This is a genomic window from Streptococcus sp. Z554, assembly GCF_053010305.1.
The window spans coordinates 178,273-195,496 of record NZ_JBRKNV010000001.1 but is presented as its reverse complement, the minus strand read 5'-3'; the positions used below and the strand labels follow the sequence as shown (position 1 = coordinate 195,496).

The 17,224-nt window shown below is 38.4% G+C and carries 16 protein-coding genes; 1 reads left to right on the top strand and 15 read right to left on the bottom strand.

Features of this window, described 5'->3' with window-relative positions; translation table 11 throughout:
- Positions 1–54: 54 nt before the first annotated feature.
- The 8 genes from ACVC7R_RS01045 to eno form a co-directional block, all read right to left on the bottom strand.
- Positions 55–783 carry a metallophosphoesterase family protein gene (locus tag ACVC7R_RS01045; protein WP_447263137.1) on the bottom strand — a complete coding sequence of 243 codons (729 nt, stop codon included), beginning with the start codon at positions 781–783 and terminating at the stop codon, positions 55–57.
- Positions 784–2,451 carry a DNA repair protein RecN gene (recN, locus tag ACVC7R_RS01040; protein WP_447263136.1) on the bottom strand — a complete coding sequence of 556 codons (1,668 nt, stop codon included), beginning with the start codon at positions 2,449–2,451 and terminating at the stop codon, positions 784–786.
- A gap of 6 nt (positions 2,452–2,457) precedes the next feature.
- The gene (locus tag ACVC7R_RS01035; protein ID WP_447263135.1) at positions 2,458–2,889 is read right to left on the bottom strand and encodes an arginine repressor; all 432 of its coding nucleotides are present in this window, start codon (positions 2,887–2,889) and stop codon (positions 2,458–2,460) included.
- Positions 2,882–3,697, bottom strand: a complete 816-nt coding sequence (locus ACVC7R_RS01030; RefSeq protein WP_447263134.1) for a TlyA family RNA methyltransferase — start codon at positions 3,695–3,697, stop codon at positions 2,882–2,884. Before ACVC7R_RS01030 ends, ACVC7R_RS01035 begins: the two co-directional genes overlap by 8 nt.
- Positions 3,690–4,565, bottom strand: coding sequence for a polyprenyl synthetase family protein (locus ACVC7R_RS01025; RefSeq protein WP_447263133.1), 876 nt, complete (start codon positions 4,563–4,565; stop codon positions 3,690–3,692). The genes ACVC7R_RS01030 and ACVC7R_RS01025 overlap by 8 nt, the downstream gene beginning before the upstream one ends.
- Entirely contained in the window at positions 4,562–4,774 is a 213-nt protein-coding gene (locus tag ACVC7R_RS01020; RefSeq protein ID WP_447263132.1) for an exodeoxyribonuclease VII small subunit, read from the bottom strand. Before ACVC7R_RS01020 ends, ACVC7R_RS01025 begins: the two co-directional genes overlap by 4 nt.
- Entirely contained in the window at positions 4,752–6,092 is a 1,341-nt protein-coding gene (gene xseA, locus ACVC7R_RS01015; protein WP_447263131.1) for an exodeoxyribonuclease VII large subunit, read from the bottom strand. The genes ACVC7R_RS01020 and xseA overlap by 23 nt, the downstream gene beginning before the upstream one ends.
- 174 nt (positions 6,093–6,266) lie before the next feature.
- Entirely contained in the window at positions 6,267–7,571 is a 1,305-nt protein-coding gene (gene eno, locus ACVC7R_RS01010; RefSeq protein WP_447263130.1) for a surface-displayed alpha-enolase, read from the bottom strand.
- A gap of 162 nt (positions 7,572–7,733) precedes the next feature.
- On the opposite strand from eno, the gene ACVC7R_RS01005 reads away from it, so the two are divergent.
- Positions 7,734–8,177, top strand: coding sequence for a DUF1694 domain-containing protein (locus ACVC7R_RS01005; RefSeq protein WP_447263129.1), 444 nt, complete (start codon positions 7,734–7,736; stop codon positions 8,175–8,177).
- On the opposite strand, the gene ACVC7R_RS01000 is transcribed toward ACVC7R_RS01005, so the two are convergent.
- From ACVC7R_RS01000 to ACVC7R_RS00970, 7 genes are all read right to left on the bottom strand, one after another.
- Positions 8,174–9,289, bottom strand: coding sequence for a glycerate kinase (locus tag ACVC7R_RS01000; protein ID WP_447263128.1), 1,116 nt, complete (start codon positions 9,287–9,289; stop codon positions 8,174–8,176). The two genes, ACVC7R_RS01005 and ACVC7R_RS01000, sit on opposite strands and share 4 nt — an antisense overlap.
- 18 nt (positions 9,290–9,307) lie before the next feature.
- A complete protein-coding gene (serB, locus tag ACVC7R_RS00995) occupies positions 9,308–9,949 on the bottom strand; it encodes a phosphoserine phosphatase SerB (protein ID WP_447263127.1) in 642 nt (213 codons plus the stop codon).
- A 61-nt stretch (positions 9,950–10,010) separates the two neighbouring features.
- On the bottom strand, positions 10,011–11,444 hold the full coding sequence (gene glgA / locus ACVC7R_RS00990) for a glycogen synthase GlgA (RefSeq protein ID WP_447263126.1): 1,434 nt from the start codon (positions 11,442–11,444) through the stop codon (positions 10,011–10,013).
- The gene (gene glgD / locus ACVC7R_RS00985; protein WP_447263125.1) at positions 11,441–12,580 is read right to left on the bottom strand and encodes a glucose-1-phosphate adenylyltransferase subunit GlgD; all 1,140 of its coding nucleotides are present in this window, start codon (positions 12,578–12,580) and stop codon (positions 11,441–11,443) included. The genes glgA and glgD overlap by 4 nt, the downstream gene beginning before the upstream one ends.
- Positions 12,570–13,712: a glucose-1-phosphate adenylyltransferase gene (locus tag ACVC7R_RS00980; RefSeq protein WP_447263124.1), complete on the bottom strand. Its 1,143-nt coding sequence runs from the start codon at positions 13,710–13,712 to the stop codon at positions 12,570–12,572. The genes glgD and ACVC7R_RS00980 overlap by 11 nt, the downstream gene beginning before the upstream one ends.
- On the bottom strand, positions 13,702–15,630 hold the full coding sequence (gene glgB, locus ACVC7R_RS00975) for a 1,4-alpha-glucan branching protein GlgB (RefSeq protein ID WP_447263123.1): 1,929 nt from the start codon (positions 15,628–15,630) through the stop codon (positions 13,702–13,704). The genes ACVC7R_RS00980 and glgB overlap by 11 nt, the downstream gene beginning before the upstream one ends.
- Positions 15,631–16,005: 375 nt before the next feature.
- On the bottom strand, positions 16,006–17,046 hold the full coding sequence (locus tag ACVC7R_RS00970; RefSeq protein WP_447263122.1) for a DMP19 family protein: 1,041 nt from the start codon (positions 17,044–17,046) through the stop codon (positions 16,006–16,008).
- Between the last annotated feature and the right edge of the window lie 178 nt (positions 17,047–17,224).

Below are 17,224 nucleotides of genomic sequence, written 5' to 3'. Positions count from 1 at the left end.
ATTAATTATAAATTGTTTTTAATATTTTGACAAGACCATACCCTGCTAGGAGTACTAATCTTCAGCAACGAAGCCGTCATTTTCAATGAAATAATGGTCAGTCATGCCTTGCTCGGTAAAGACGATTCCATGAAGGACACCGCCATAGACTGCTCCTCCATCCATTCCAATCTTACCATCTTCTGTAATCCAAAGTTCTGGAGTTCCTGGTTTTTGATCTAATAAACCATAGACTGGCGTATGACCAAATACAATTGTTTTTCCTGTGTGATTAGGCGCCTCGTGGAATGGTTTTCTGAGCCAGACTTTCTTGTAGTCTGTTGTTTCATGCCAGTCGTCCAAGGTTAGATCAATTCCAGCATGAACAAAGATATACTTTTCAGTTTCAATTACAAAAGGCATCTGACGTATAAATTCAACTAAGTCTGCTGCTTCCGTTTCAACACGCTTTGCATCTTCGACACCATCTACTGGTGCATCTAGCGGGCGACCTAAAATAGAATTAATAGTTGTATCCCCACCATTTCTACGGTAATGATCATAGCTTTCTTTAGGATTATCCAACCAGGTTAAAAACATGTACTCGTGATTTCCTGAAATGCAAATCGCTCCATGATTTTCAACCAAGTCCTTGACCATCTCAAGAACACGACGACTATCTTCCCCTCTATCGATTAGATCACCAAGAAAGAGTAATTGGGTTTTGCCATCCCATGTTTTAAGAAGGTCTTCAAGCATTCCTGCTTTTCCGTGAACATCTCCAATTACATAATAGTCTGTCATTTATTTCTCCTTACTTTGCAATAATTCTCTAGCCTGTGTAAGAGCGGCATCTGTCACATTCTCCCCTGCCAACATCTTGGCAACTTCCTCTACGCGTTCTTCTAAAGTCAAGAGACGAACAGTAGACACAGTCGAATGCTCATCACTAATCTTTTCAATAAAGAACTGATAATCTGCGATAGCAATGACTTGTGGTAGATGGGATATCGCTAATACCTGGCCATGCTGACCAATTTTATGAATTTTTTGAGCAATGGCTTGAGCCACACGTCCTGAAACTCCAGTGTCTACTTCATCAAATACGATGCTGGTCTTGCCTTCCTTGCGAGAAAAAGCAGACTTGATGGCCAACATGAGACGAGACAACTCACCACCAGACGCTACTTTCACTAATGGTTTAAAGTCTTCACCAGGGTTGGTTGAAATATAGAATTCAACACTCTCGTTGCCTTCACGACTAAATTTAGCATTTGTAAACTGAACCTGAAACTTAGCCTTTTCCATATAGAGATCTTTGAGTTCTTGCTGAATCTCGCTCTCTAATTGTTTGGCGAGATTGTGACGAGCAGATGAAAGCTGGCTTGCTAAATCAACTAGACTTACTTCTAACTTTTTGAGTTCTGCTTCCATGTCATCTGAAGATAGATGATGACCAGTCAGTAGATTGTATTCTTCTGTGATTTTAGCAAAATACAGCAAAACATCGTCAACATTTCCGCCATACTTACGTGTAATGGCATGAATAAGATCTAAACGATTTTCAATCTGCATCAAGCGATTGCCATCGAAATCTAAATCTTCGATTATATCCTCTAAACGCTTAGTGACATCCTCTAAAACATAATAGGATTCAGATAGAGAGTTCGAGATTTCGCGGTACTCTGCATCATAGTCTTCTAAACTTTCCATATCATTCATAGCTGAACGCACGTTAGCTAGACTTGAAAATTCATCATTATCTAACATAGCATAAGCATTAGTCAAGGTATCAGCAATATGTTTATGATTTAAAAGTTTATCTCGTTCTTGGTTTAATTTGAGGTCTTCACCAGGCTTTAAGGCTGCAGACTCAATCTCAGCCATTTGAAATTCCAACATTTCAATTCGAGTCTTGTGTTCTTCTTGGTTTTTCTTAACTTCGAGAAGTTGCTTACGCATGTTACGATAAGCTTCAAAGTTGGTCTGATAAGCTTGTTTCAGTTCAAGAAACTCTGCATCACCAAACTCATCCAACATCTGAATATGTCTTTGAGGACGCATTAATTCTTCTTGGTCATGCTGGCCATGAATATCTACTAGATGCTGTCCAATTGAGCGTAGAACTGAAAGATTAACCATCTGTCCATTAACTCGACTAACGCTTCGCCCGTTTTGTAGAATTTCACGACGGATGATGATTTCATCGCCTAACAAGAGACCTTGCTCATCAAAAAGCTCTTGAAGAGCCCGACTGTTTTCAATTGAGAAAAGGCCTTCGATTTCAGCCTTGGGTGCGCCATGACGAATGACATCCGTGGTCGCTCTTGCTCCCAGCATCATATTCATAGCATCGATGATGATAGACTTCCCAGCACCGGTTTCCCCAGTCAGAACTGTCATCCCTTTCTCAAAATTAAGTGAAATAGCCTCAATGATGGCAAAGTTTTTAATTGAAATTTCAAGTAACATAAGGTCCTACCACTTTTTAACTTGTTCAACAATCTCTATAGCTGCTTCTTCAGTTCGCGCCACAATTAAAATTGAGTTATCATCTGCTAAACAGCTAAAAATCATATCCGAAAATGTTTGAGTCAATTGACTTTTAACAAAAATTGTATTCCCAGGAATAACATCTAAGTTGATGAGATTACCCATTCTTTCAAAACTTTCGATATTGTTCTCAGCTAACTGTAAACTTTTAACTACTGACTTTGGTAATTCATAGACATATGTATTGTTTTTCAAAGGAATTTTTACAATCCCTAATTCTTTGATATCACGTGAAACAGTTGCTTGAGTAGCAGAGATGCCTGCTTCTCTCAAATGTTCAACGATTTCTTCTTGTGTGCCGATTTGATAGTCAGTCACAAATCTTCTAATCTTTTCAAGTCTTTCTTTTTTATTCATCTTTAAACTCTCTATGTGCTTTTTCTACTACTTTTTCTATTTCAGAAACTACTTGATTGCTTGCATGTTCTTCTTTACGTAAATAAGCAAGAAACTCAATATTCCCATGTCCACCTTGAATAGGAGAGAAATCCAATCCTAAGACTGAGAATCCTTCATCAACTGCCATTTTAGTAACTGATTCTAAAACATTTTGGTGAACTTTGGCATCTCTGATAATTCCATTTTTACCAATCTGTTCTCGTCCTGCTTCAAACTGTGGTTTTATAAGTGCGACAACTTGTCCATGGTCAGTTAAAACTCTATGTAGAGCTGGAAGAATGAGACTCAGTGAAATAAAACTCACGTCGATACTTGCAAAGCTTGGCTCTTCTTCAAAGTCTTTTTTTTCAGCATAACGGAAATTAAACTGTTCCATACTAACGACACGTGAGTCTTGACGTAATTTCCAGGCAAGCTGATTAGTCCCTACATCAACTGCGTAAACTAGTTTTGCACCATTTTGAAGCATAACATCCGTAAAGCCTCCTGTTGAAGCACCGATATCAATGGTTATTTTGTTCTCAACTGATATCTCAAACTTCTCTAAGGCTTTTTCTAGTTTTAAACCTCCACGGCTCACGTACTTAAGCTTTTCACCTTTTAGTTTCAATTCTGTATCATCTGGGATTTTTTCTCCTGGCTTGTCGAAACGCTCGCCATTTAGAACAGCAACAACCAAACCAGCCATTACGCCGCGCTTAGCTTGTTCTCTTGTTTCAAATAATCCCTGTTTGTAGGCAAGTACATCTACTCTTTCCTTAGCCATCGATTCTCAAACTTTCTACTATTTTTACAATTGGTTCTTTATCAAAGTCGACTAATTGACTAATCTCTTCCAACTTTGCTTTAGCCCGATCCAAAGTATGGTTGCAAAATACTTTTGCCTCTTCTAAGCCTAACAAAGCAGGATAGGTCGACTTCTCAGCTTGCAAATCTTTCTGAGGTGTTTTTCCGATTTCTTCAAAACTAGCCGTAACATCAAGGACATCATCTCTGACTTGGAAAGCAAGTCCAATCAGTTCTCCAACTGTTTCTAGTTGTTTTTGAAGATTTTCATCCAAACCTGCAATGATGCCAGCCGCTTGAAATGGAAAAGCTAAAAGTTTTCCAGTCTTGTTAGCATGAATAGTCTGAAGGTCTTCTAAGCTTAAATGTTTCCCTTCACCTTCCATATCTAACACTTGACCAGCTACCATCCCCATGCTTCCGGAAGCAAGTGATAAGTTTGCTATCAAATCTACCTTAGTTTGGTTAGGCAAATCTGCTTGCGCTATCAAGGCATAGGGATCTAAGAAAAGAGCATCTCCTGCTAAAATTGCTAGGGCTTCTCCATAGACTTTGTGATTGGTCAAACGTCCCCGTCGAAAATCATCATTATCCATAGCAGGAAGATCATCATGGATCAAACTTCCGGTGTGAATCATCTCAAGCGCCGCTGCAACCTGAGCATGAACTGGTGCGATAGATACTTGCAAAGATTCCAAAACTTCTAGAAGTAGATAGGGACGAATTCTTTTACCACCAGCATGTATGGAATAAAGAACGGCTTCTCTTAAGTTTGATGCAAATTGCTGGTCACCATAGAACTCTTCAAGCGCTGACTCGACCAAAGCTAATTTTTCTTGCTTGTTCATAGAAGTTCGCTTTCTGTTCCATCTTCTTGCATGACTTTAACCAAGGTCTTTTCAGCTTTATCAAGTGTAGCTTGCAATTCTTTCGATAAGATCATTCCTTTTTGAAAAGCAGCAATGGCATCTTCTAGTGCAATTTCACCATTTTCTAAACTCTGAACAATCGCTTCAAGTTCTGCTAAATTTTCCTCAAATTTCTTTTGTTTTGACATCTTTAACCTCTAATTCTACTTGACCATCTCGCATCATCAACATCACATGGTCATTTTTTTTCAAATCATTTGCTGAAGATACCACGGTATCCTCTTTTTTAACAATCGCATAACCCCTTGCTACGATACGATTCGTATCTAACATGAGTAGAGCTTCTGACAAGCGTTTTACTTCAGCAACCTTAGCATCATAGATCACAGCCATCTGGCTACGCATTAATTTTTGTAACTGTTGAATACGGTCTTGGTAGCGCTGAATCTTGACATTTGGCGATAATTGCTCCAAACGGTGAATTTGAGCTTGAACCTTCTGTTGATTTCTAACTAACTCACCATTCAATCCCTGCTTCAGTCGAAATACTAACTGATCCAAGCGTTGCAGATATCCATCATATAAACGCTCTGGTTGCCTAAAGATGACTGATTGACTAAGCACTCTCAAGGCTTCTTTTTTCTTTGATATAATATTTTGTACGGCAGTAGCCATTCGTTTCTCTTGATTTTTAAGGTAGGTCAAAAGATCTAACTTGGTAAAAGGAGTTGCGAGTTCTGCCGCAGCCGTCGGTGTAGCCGCTCTCCTATCTGCTACAAAATCAGCCAAGGTCACATCTGTTTCGTGCCCCACACTTGAGATAACAGGTAGACGAGATTCAAAAATGGCACGAACAACGATTTCTTCGTTAAAGGCCCAAAGATCCTCAATGGACCCACCACCACGACCGATGATAAGAACATCCAAGTCCTCTCGTTCATTAGCTCTCGCAATATTACGAGCAATCTCCTCTGCTGCACCTTCACCCTGTACTTTTGTAGGATATAAGACAATTTCCACACCAGGAAAGCGTCTGCTTACGGTTGTGATGATATCCTGGATAACAGCTCCGCTAGGACTAGTCACCACACCGATTTTTTTTGCAAACTGAGGTATTGCTTGTTTAAAGCGATCTTGGAAAAGACCTTCTTCGGATAATTTCTTTTTTAATTGTTCGAACTGAATAGCAAGTGCACCGACACCATCTGGTTCTGCCTTTTCAATGATAATCGAATAGCTTCCGCTTGGTTCATAGATTTGAACATGTCCAATCACATTGACCTTCATACCTTCTTCTAGGTCAAAACCTAGTTTCTGATAAATACCTGACCAAATGGTTGCTTGTATAACAGCACGATCATCCTTTAGAGAAAAATACTGATGAGTTGGGCGCTTTCGGAAATTAGAAACTTGACCAGTTAAATAGACCCGCTCCAAGTATGGGTCTTTATCAAATTTCATTTTCAGGTACTTGGTCAAAGTTGTTACCGATAAATACTTTTCCATCTCAACTTCCTTTTTCTCTAGTTTTCCTGGGTATTATTATACCAAAAATACGTTTAAAAATCTCTTTTTTCACCTCTAGAATACGAAAACTAGATAGCATTTCTTTGACATCTACTTATAATATACAAAAGCCCTTGGAATATCCAAGGGCTTTTATTAGTTCACTGAACTAAATTATTTTTTCAAGTTGTAGAATGATTTCAATCCACGATATTCAGCTACTTCACCAAGTTGGTCTTCGATACGAAGCAATTGGTTGTATTTAGCGATACGGTCAGTACGTGAAAGTGAACCAGTCTTGATTTGTCCTGCATTTGTTGCAACTGCGATGTCAGCGATTGTTGAATCTTCAGTTTCACCTGAACGGTGTGATACAACGGCAGTGTAACCAGCTTCTTTCGCCATTTCGATAGCGTCGAATGTTTCAGTAAGAGTACCGATTTGGTTAACTTTGATAAGGATTGAGTTAGCAGCACCTTCTTCGATACCACGTGCAAGGTAGTCAGTGTTAGTTACGAAGAAGTCGTCACCAACCAATTGAACTTTACCACCAAGACGTTCAGTAAGAGCTTTCCAACCGTCCCAGTCGTTTTCGTCCATACCATCTTCGATAGTGATGATTGGGTATTTGTTTACCAATTCTTCAAGGTAGTCGATTTGTTCTGCAGCAGTACGTACAGCAGCTCCTTCACCTTCGAATTTAGTGTAGTCGTATACTTGACGCTCTTTATCGTAAAATTCTGATGAAGCACAGTCAAATCCGATAAATACGTCTTTACCTGGAACATAACCAGCAGCTTCGATAGCAGCAAGGATAGTTTCAACACCGTCTTCAGTTCCTTCGAAACGAGGAGCGAATCCACCTTCGTCACCTACGGCTGTTTCAAGACCACGAGATTTAAGGATTTTCTTAAGAGCGTGGAAGATTTCAGCACCCCAACGAAGAGCTTCTTTGAATGTAGGTGCACCAGCAGGTACGATCATGAATTCTTGGAAAGCGATTGGAGCATCTGAGTGAGAACCACCGTTGATGATGTTCATCATTGGAGTTGGAAGAACTTTAGTGTTAAATCCACCAAGGTAGCTGTAAAGTGGGATTTCAAGGTAGTCAGCAGCAGCGCGAGCTACAGCGATAGACACACCAAGGATTGCGTTAGCACCCAATTTACCTTTGTTAGGAGTACCGTCAAGAGCGATCATAGCACGGTCGATAGCTTGTTGGTCACGTACATCGTAGCCGATAATAGCTTCAGCAATGATGTTATTTACGTTGTCAACAGCTTTTTGTGTACCAAGACCACCGTAACGAGATTTGTCACCGTCGCGAAGTTCAACTGCTTCGTGTTCACCAGTGGAAGCTCCTGATGGAACCATACCACGTCCGAAAGCACCTGATTCAGTATAAACTTCTACTTCAAGTGTTGGGTTACCGCGTGAGTCTAGGACTTCGCGAGCGTAAACATCAGTAATAATTGACATTTTTTACTCTCCTTTGAGTTTATTTATTTTACACCTCTATGATACATCAAAAAGATACCTTTTTCAAGAAAAAACGTTATCTTTGTGCAAATTTTCCTTAAGTTGATGAAGAAATCGCTTTCTTTTTCGCTTGTTTGAATAGTTTTGTGATATACTATTTTTATGACAGACGTATCTAAACAACTATTAGAAAAAGCTCATGGCGGGCTTAAATTAAATCCAGATGAACAAAGACGTTTTCTCGGTACTTTTGAGGAACGTGTCCTTGGTTATGCAAATCTTGAGACTGCAAATGACGACAAATTCCAAAAAGGTTTTTTGAACATTTTAATGTGTTTAAAAAAAGAAACGAAACCTCTTTTTGTCAAGATTTCTCCTCAAGTTGACTTTGAAAAGCAGGTCTACTATCTAAAACAATCCAAAGATGCTAACTGCCAAGCAACCATCGTTTCTGAAGATCATAATTTCTCCCCTTATGGACTAGTTATTCATAGCGATATTCCTGTCCAAACAAGTGAAAAAGACCTCCGAAAGGCCTTTTCAGATTTGTGGCAAGAAAATGAAACTAAAGCTCCAACTTCTCTCTGGAAAAAGTGGTTTGGTTAATTCTTTTTCAAAGATAGGATTTGAGCGACGCTTGCAGCTGTATGTTCTAAATAGTTGGCTGCATTTTTTAGACTATCTTCCAATGGCTCACTTTTTTCGAGTATAGAAAAAGCGGTGATGATGTTCTCAAATGGTAGGGACGGTAAATCGTCAGCTAAACTACCACAAATAGCAATGACTGGAACACCTTTTGGTGTTCTTTTTGCGACCCCGATTGGAGCCTTGCCAGCCAAACTTTGAGCGTCTAATCTACCTTCACCAACAATGACTAGGTCAGCATCCGCAACCTTTTCATCGTACTTTATCAATTCCAAACAAGTGTGGATGCCTGACACGATTTCTGCTCCTGCAAATACACACAAACCAGCAGCTATGCCACCACCAGCTCCTGCCCCCTCTAACGTTAATACATCCGGGGCAATTTCTTCATAAAACTCACTAATCGCCTTGTCAACCTCTTCGAATTCATTAGAATTTAAACCTTTTTGTTTACCAAATGTATAGGTAGCGCCATGAGGTCCACAAAGTGGATTGGTCACGTCCGCTAGTATTTTGATATGGATATCAGCAGGAATTTGAATGGCTCTCTCCTTAGCAATTTTCCTGATAGCAGATAGAGATTGGCCACATGCCTGAAGTTCATTTCCATTTTCATCGAAAAACTGATAGCCGATTCCAGAAGCTATACCAATACCACCATCGTTACTAGCCGTACCACCGACACCGATGTAAATATCTTTTATCCCTTGGTCGATTAAATGGAGAATAAGTTGACCTATTCCCATTGTTTGAATCTCTAGTGGAGATCGTTTTTCATTAGGAATTTTTCCAAGACCGATTAAATCTGCGACTTCAAAAAGAGCTAATTCCCCTTTTTCAAAGTAGGGTATTTGAACCTCATCACCAAAAGGTCCGGTTACTAAAGCATTTTTTTCCACAAGAGCTAAAGAGTTTTTGATGGCATCTACTGTTCCTTCACCTCCATCACCGACAGGTAAAAGCAGATATTCAGCATCTGGAATCACCCTTTTAAATCCTCTTTTTATAGCTTCTGCTACTTGGTTTGCAGGAAGACTCTCTTTGAAAGAGTCCGGCGCGATAACAACTTTCATTTTGATTCCTCTTTCTATCTAAAGGAAGTCTATCATTTCCAAAACTTTCCCAAAATCTCTCTCATCTACCTGAAGATTTATTTCCTTTTTCACAATATCCTTGGCACAAAAGGCTATACCAAGTCCTGCACTTTTAAGCATTTTTAAGTCATTAGCTCCATCACCGATTGCAATCGTTCTATCAAATGGCACTTCTAATTCTTCAGCCCATCTCAAGAGGGTTGCTTCTTTTACTTCTCTGCTTATAATAGGGCCAATTAGATTTCCAGTTAAATGATCATCTTTGATTTCCAGTTGATTAGCAGTATATAATGAAATACCCAAATCTTTTGCTAATCTTTCTATAATAGTGGTAAATCCGCCTGATACTAAACCGACTTCTATCTGATTTTCTTGAAGAACTTTAATAAACTTAGCAGAGTTTTTACTAAGGTGAAGTTCATGATAAATCTTATCAAAAACATTGATAGAGAGACCTTTAAGAAGGTTAACACGTCTTTTTAAACTTGCTTCGAAGTCTAATTCTCCTCTCATAGCTTGAGCTGTTAACAGGGCTACTTCTTCTTCGCACTCTGCCTCTTTCCCTAATAAATCAATAACTTCTTCTTCTATCAGAGTTCCATCAACATCGAGCACACAGAGACCCTTGATTGTTTTCATTTATAATCCTTACTTTATTATCTCAAAAAATCGTATGAAAGCATCATACGATTTTATTTATTTAATTTGCTAAGCTGTGATATAAATCAAGATAAGACTGACAAGCTGTATCCCAAGAAAAATCACATTCCATAGCTTGTACTTGAAGTTTCTTCCAAACGTCAGGATGATTATAGTAAACATCCAAAGCAGTTTGAAGAGCCCAGTTAAGCCAGTATGGCGTCAAGTTGTTAAAACTAAATCCTGTACCAGTTCCTTCTATCGGATTGAACGGCTGAACAGTATCTCTCAAACCACCTACCTCATGGACAAGAGGTAAAGTACCATAGCACATAGCCATCATTTGAGAAAGTCCACATGGTTCAAAGCGACTTGGCATTAGGAAAATATCACAGGCTGCATAGATCTCTTGTGCCAGTTTAACATCAAAGGTAATATTAGCGGATAATTTATCTGGGAACACTTGGCTAAACCAAGAGAAAGCTTGTTCAAATCCAGGATCACCTGTACCCAAGAGAACGATTTGAACGTCTTCTTGAAGCATGCGATGCAGACCTTCAACGACGACATCAAATCCTTTCTGTCTTGTTAAACGTGACACAATACCAATCATTGGAACATCAGCACGTACTGGAAGACCAACTTTTTCTTGGAGTTTAGCTTTGTTTTGAGCCTTCCCTGATAGGTCAGACTTGTTAAAATGGTAATCCAACAAAGGATCCGTCTCTGGATTATACAGGTCAGTATCAATTCCATTGACGATACCAGACACCTTACCGGACTCCATTCTAAGAATCTGATCAATGCCGCATCCAAACTCTGTTGTCATGATTTCATAGGCATAGCTTGGCGATACAGTTGTTACACGATCTGCATAGAGAATACCAGCTTTCATCCAGTTAAGACAGTCATTCCAGCGAACTGTACCATCCGCATACCGCTCAAAACCAACTCGGAACAAATCCCAAAGCATACCTTCAGAGAATTGACCCTGGAATTCCAAATTATGGATCGTTAAGACAGTCTTAATATTTTGGTAGGCTTGTATCCATCTGTATTTTTCCTTCAACAAGAAAGGAATCATAGCTGTATGATAATCATGAGCATGAAGAACATCCGGAATAAATCCAATACGCTCCATAGCTTCTAGGGCTGCAAGTTGGAAGAAAGCAAAGCGTTCACCATCATCAAAATCTCCATATACATGCCCGCGGAAGAAATAATACTGATTGTCAATAAAGTAGAAGGTAACACCGTTTAAAACAGTTTTTTTAATGCCGCAAAATTGTCTGCGCCAACCAACGTAGACTTCAAATTGAAGAACATCTTCAATTTGATCTCCAAACTTAGCTTCCACCATGTCATAGTATGGTAAGATAACAGCAACTTCATGACCAGCTTTAACTAATGATTTTGGAAGAGCTCCAATAACATCTCCCAAGCCACCTGTTTTAGAAAAAGGAGCTCCTTCTGCTGCTACAAATAAAATTTTCATGAAAGAATATCCTCTGTTACTTTTTCACCCTTTTTGATGACAACAGGATTTTCTGCTGTACCACGAATAACAACTCCATCAGCTACTTCAGCACCCTTATCAATAATTGCATACTCAACTTGAGCGCCTTCGCCAATGACAACACGAGGGAAAATAATGGATTCTTTAACTAAGCTATTTTTATGAAATTGAACATTACGCGAAATAACTGAACGAACAACCTTACCTTCGACAATACTACCAGAAGCAAACTGAGAAGTATTTACTTCACAACCAGGTGCATAATAAGTTGGTTCTTCGTTTTTCACCTTAGTATGAATTTTTTGATTTGGTGAGAATAGAGAGTAGAATTTATGCTGATCAAGCATATCAATATTAGCTTTGTAGTATGTTTCTACTGAATGAATATTTGCTAAGTAACCAGTATACTCATAGGCAAAAGCACCTTCTTTTGCAGCCAAATCACGTAAAACATAACGTAGTTTTTCTGGATGTTCTTTTTGAGCTTCTTCTTCCAGACGTTCAATCAACCATTGAGTATCTACAACAAAGATATCAGTAGACATGTTGTAATATTCTTGTTCAGCCTTTTTATCGAAGAGTTTGTGAGAGAGCACGTGGTCCGTTTCGTCAATATCTAGGATAGCATTTACTTCTGAAATATCCTTTTTAGGTAGTTTCTTATAAACAACCGTAATAGGAGATTTTGTAGTATTATGCAAATGGAAAACCTGAGTAAGATCAATATTTACCAAAACATCACAGTTCAAGGAAACCGTTTGGTTAGAACCAGAACGTTTTAAGTAGGTCAAGAGTTGTTGGTAATACTCTTTACCAACTGTACTACTTTCTACACGAGTATTGTAAATTCCGAGATAGTAGTGACTAAGAAGCGTATTTAAGCCCCACTCACGACCGGAACGAATATGGTCAAAAACTGAACTGATATTATCTTGTTGGAAGATTCCAAAGATACTACGGACACCAGCATTTGCTAAACTTGAAAGCGGGAAGTCAATCAGACGATACTTTCCTCCAAATGGCAAACTTGCCACAGGACGGTTACTCGTCAATGTTGACATATCATGAAAACCAACAGTGTTTCCTAAAATCGCTGAATATTTATCAATCTTCATCTGTTGCTACCCCCACTACTTCGTTATATCCGATAACTTGAACTTCTTCCGTTCCATCAATTTCCACGCCATCAGCAATGATTGCACCTTCACCGATGATTGCGCGTGTAATCTTAGCACCTTTTCCGATGACAGCTCCACTCATGATGACTGAGTCAACGACTTCTGCTCCCTCACGAACTTGAGCACCTGTTGATAAAATTGAGTGCTTGACGGTACCATTTACATAGCAACCATCTACTACTAAAGCATCTTCTACCTGAGCGTGTTCTCCGATAAAGTTTGGTGGAGAGATAAGGTTACGGGAATAGATTTTCCATTGACGATTACGGCTATCTAGAGCATTTTCTGGAGAGATATATTCCATATTTGCTTCCCATAGAGACTCAATAGTACCGACATCTTTCCAGTATCCACTGAATTCGTAGGCATAGACACTTTCTCCAGACTCTAGGTAGTTAGGAATAACATTCTTACCAAAGTCTGACATATCAATATTATTCTTCTCAGCTGCAACCAACATATTGCGCAGACGTTTCCAATCGAAAATATAAATTCCCATTGATGCCTTGGTTGATTTTGGTTGAGCTGGTTTTTCTTCAAATTCAACAATACGATTATTAGCATCTGTATTCATGATACCAAATCGGCTAGCTTCTTTTAATGGTACATCCAAGACCGCTACAGTCAAACTGGCGTTGTTATCCTTGTGAGATTGGAGCATATCATCATAGTCCATCTTGTAGATATGGTCCCCTGAAAGGATCAACACATACTCTGGATTGATGCTGTCGATATAGTCAATGTTTTGGTAAATCGCGTGACTTGTACCTTCAAACCAACGATTTCCTTCACTTGCAGAGTAAGGTTGAAGGATAGAAACACCTGAATCGATTACATCTAGACCCCAACTAGAACCATTCCCAATATGATTGTTCAAAGCAAGAGGTTGATACTGTGTGATAACCCCAACATTGTGGATACCAGAGTTTGCACAGTTAGAAAGAGCAAAGTCAATGATACGGTAGCGCCCACCAAATTGCACAGCTGGTTTTGCAATGCATTGAGTGAGTTTACCGAGACGAGTTCCTTGTCCTCCGGCAAGGATTAAAGCTAGCATTTCATTCTTCATGTTCTACTCCTTTTTCAGATTGATTTGATTCTTTTTTAGCGGGTTTCAAGCGACGTTTGATGTTCCAGATACTTGCCCCCATAGCTGGCAAAGTAAAGGTCAAAGTCTGCTCATAATCCTTCCATAATCCTTCTTGAGTTTGAACAGTTTGATTGTGTTCTTTCCAAACACCACCCCATTGTTCTAATTCTGTATTCCAAATTTCTTCGTAGACACCTGCAACTGGTAGTCCAATTGTGAAATCAGGACGTTCAACTGGTGCCATGTTAAAGACACAGACCAGCATTTCGCCTTTCTTTCCTTTACGAATAAAGGAAAGAACACTTTGATCTCTATTATCTGCATCGATAATCTCAATGCCATCATAGCTTGTATCGATTTCCCAAAGACAACGGTGGTCTTTATAAAGTTGATTCAACTGAGATGTGAAGTATTTCATCTTGGCATTCATTGGATCTTCCAGATTAGACCACTCTAATTGCTCTTCAGATTTCCACTCTAAGAATTGTCCAAACTCACTACCCATGAAGAGTAATTTTTTACCAGGGTGACAAATTTGATAAGTATAAAGATTTCTCAAGCCTGCAAATTGATTATAACGATCCCCCCACATCTTATGCATCATACTCTTCTTACCATGTACAACCTCATCATGTGAGAATGGTAAGAGATAATTTTCATTAAAGACATACATAAAACTGAAGGTTACAAGATTGAAGTCATACTTGCGATAAATTGGATCTTCTTCGTAGAAACGGAGAATGTCATTCATCCAGCCCATATTCCACTTGTAGTCGAATCCTAATCCACCCATTTCCTTCATACCTGTAATCTTGGTACCTGAAGAAGACTCCTCTGCAATCATCATGACATCTGGGTGAGCTAGCTTAATAACAGTATTTAGGCGTTGAAGGAAATAATAACCTTCGTAGTTAAGATTTCCACCATCCTTATTAGGTGTCCAAGGCGCATTATCATAATCAAGATAAAGAATATTACTTACAGCATCAACACGGATACCATCTAAGTGATAGAATTCAATCCAGAACTTAATACTAGAGATCAAGAAGGATTGTACTTCATTTTTACCTAAGTCAAAGTTTAATGCCCCCCAACCATAGTTATGAGCTTTGTTATGGTCTTGATATTCAAAAGTTGGTGTCCCATCATAGTAGGCTAGGGCATCATCATTGATTGTAAAGTGCCCTGGCACCCAGTCAACAATGACACCGATATTATTTAAGTGACATTCCTCAACAAAGTCTTGAAACTCTTCTGGTCTTCCATATGAATGTTCTAGACCGAAATATCCCATCAGTTGATAGCCCCAACTCAAACCGAGCGGATGCGCCATCAAAGGCATAAACTCAATATGAGTGTAGTTCATCTCAACTAAGTAAGGAATCAACTCTTCTTTTAATTGAGCAAAACTGTATGGTGTTCCATCTGGATTTCGTTTCCACGAACCAGCATGAACTTCATAGATATTAACCGGTCTTTCAAAGAATCCTAAACGTTTTCTTCGAGCTAGCCAAAGCCCATCCTTCCATTTCTTTTCTGGAACTTCTGTTAAAACTGCTCCAGTTCCAGGACGAGCCTCATAGCGAATAGCCAATGGATCAATTTTCATTAGCTGATGTCCATTAGCACGAGTGATATGATATTTATAAATTTGGCCCTCTTGGGCTAAGTTTGTAAAAACTTCCCAAACTCCTGATTCATTTCGAACCATGGGGATTTGATTTTCAACCCAATTTGTGAAATCACCCACTAGATGAACAGCCTGCGCATTCGGAGCCCAAACTCGGAATGTGTAACCCCATTCCCCGTCTTTCTCCTCACGATGTGCGCCCAAATAGTGCTGAAGATGGAAATTTTCGCCTGTTGTAAAAGTTCTTAAAGCTTCTAATGTATCCATAAATCCCCCTTTATATTGTAAGCGTTTTCTATATTTCTATTATACTATCTTTTAAGAGAAGTTTCAAGTAAATTACTATATTTTAAAAAATTATTTTGAAAATCTGAAAATAATTTTCTGATGTGTCCCAGGAAAATCATTTTAATTTTCTGATTTATCTTCGTTTCTTTACATCTCCTTACATTTTTATATAATAGTAACAAAATATTCGGGTTTAAGCAATTTTTAACCTGATATTTTTAAAAAATATATTCAAAATCCGTAAATATAGAGTTTATGATGTTCAACTTAGATTGAAATTATTCAGAAAGCAAGGGTTTTCCCTAAAAAAATAGAGCAGATCTTCCAATCTGCTCTGTCTTTATTTACTACTCTTTACGATTTATCTGCATTTTCCTGAAAAATAAATTTCTCTGGATATTTTTTGATAAAACTTAGTTCATTCTCATTTCCATCATAATCATAAACAAAATCATCTGCTTCATCCAACTTCTGATAAAAAGCATCACCATACTCTTCTTCCATCTGTGCTAGCATCTCCGATCTCTCTTCTCTAACAAAGGAGATAGCTCCACCAAAGTATGCAAGAAGATTTTTGAAATTAACAGCATGCTCCGTCATTCCAAACAGTTCCAATCCCTTTAAAGTATCTTCCCAGACAATCCCTGTCGAATTATCGAAAAATTGATAGTGGCCTCCATTGTTTACTTCGATAAAATACCAGATAATCGCCAGAAGGTATCTTTGTTCTAAAGTAAAGATTTTTGCAGAATCGAGATAGTCTTCATAGGTGTTATAGATGTTAACAGTTTCGTATACTGGTTTAATAATATCCCATGAATCTTTTGCCTTTTGGACATCTTCTACCGTAATATTCTGGTATAATTTCTTATTCTGTGCAGTTTTCATTTCTTGATTAGTTTCATTAACATCTTCAAAATAGTATTTTTCTAGCAAGGGATAATCTGCTGGCCTAGCTTCAAGAACTTCATTTAGAGAACCTACTCTAACCAACTCAATACACCATTCAATGACTGGATCTGTTGAGGAATCAGCATTTTTGATAGCATTTTCTAATAAAGCTAGAGCCTGATTAGCTTCAGTTTCAAAGTCATTCTTCGGGTCACTAGATAAACGCCAATGGGTAAAACCATTTCTATAATACCAAATAGCATCCCTATCTTCTTCAGAGACTATCTCTAAAATTGTTTTTGCCTCTTCAAATTGACTCCAATTATTATAAACTTTGGCTAGTTCACTAAGTACTTGACCACTTAAATTTTCTAAACCAAGCTCTGAGAGGATTTCCTTTATCTTTTCGAATTGGTAGGTATGCTTAATGTCTTTGAGACACTGAAGTTTCTCCTCTTCATTTAAGGTGATGAATTTTTCCAGAGTAATTGTATTGATATCCATAAGTATCTCCCACTAAAAGTAATGAACTTTTCTAATTATAATTCAATTAATAATGAAACTTCTGCTTTTTTCTATCTGTCCAGTACTTGAAAATGAACTGCTTTTTCTGAAAATTTTAGTTTTACTTTCGACTTCAAAGAAGACTTTATAGAAGTATAGGCCGGGATCAAAATCCCGA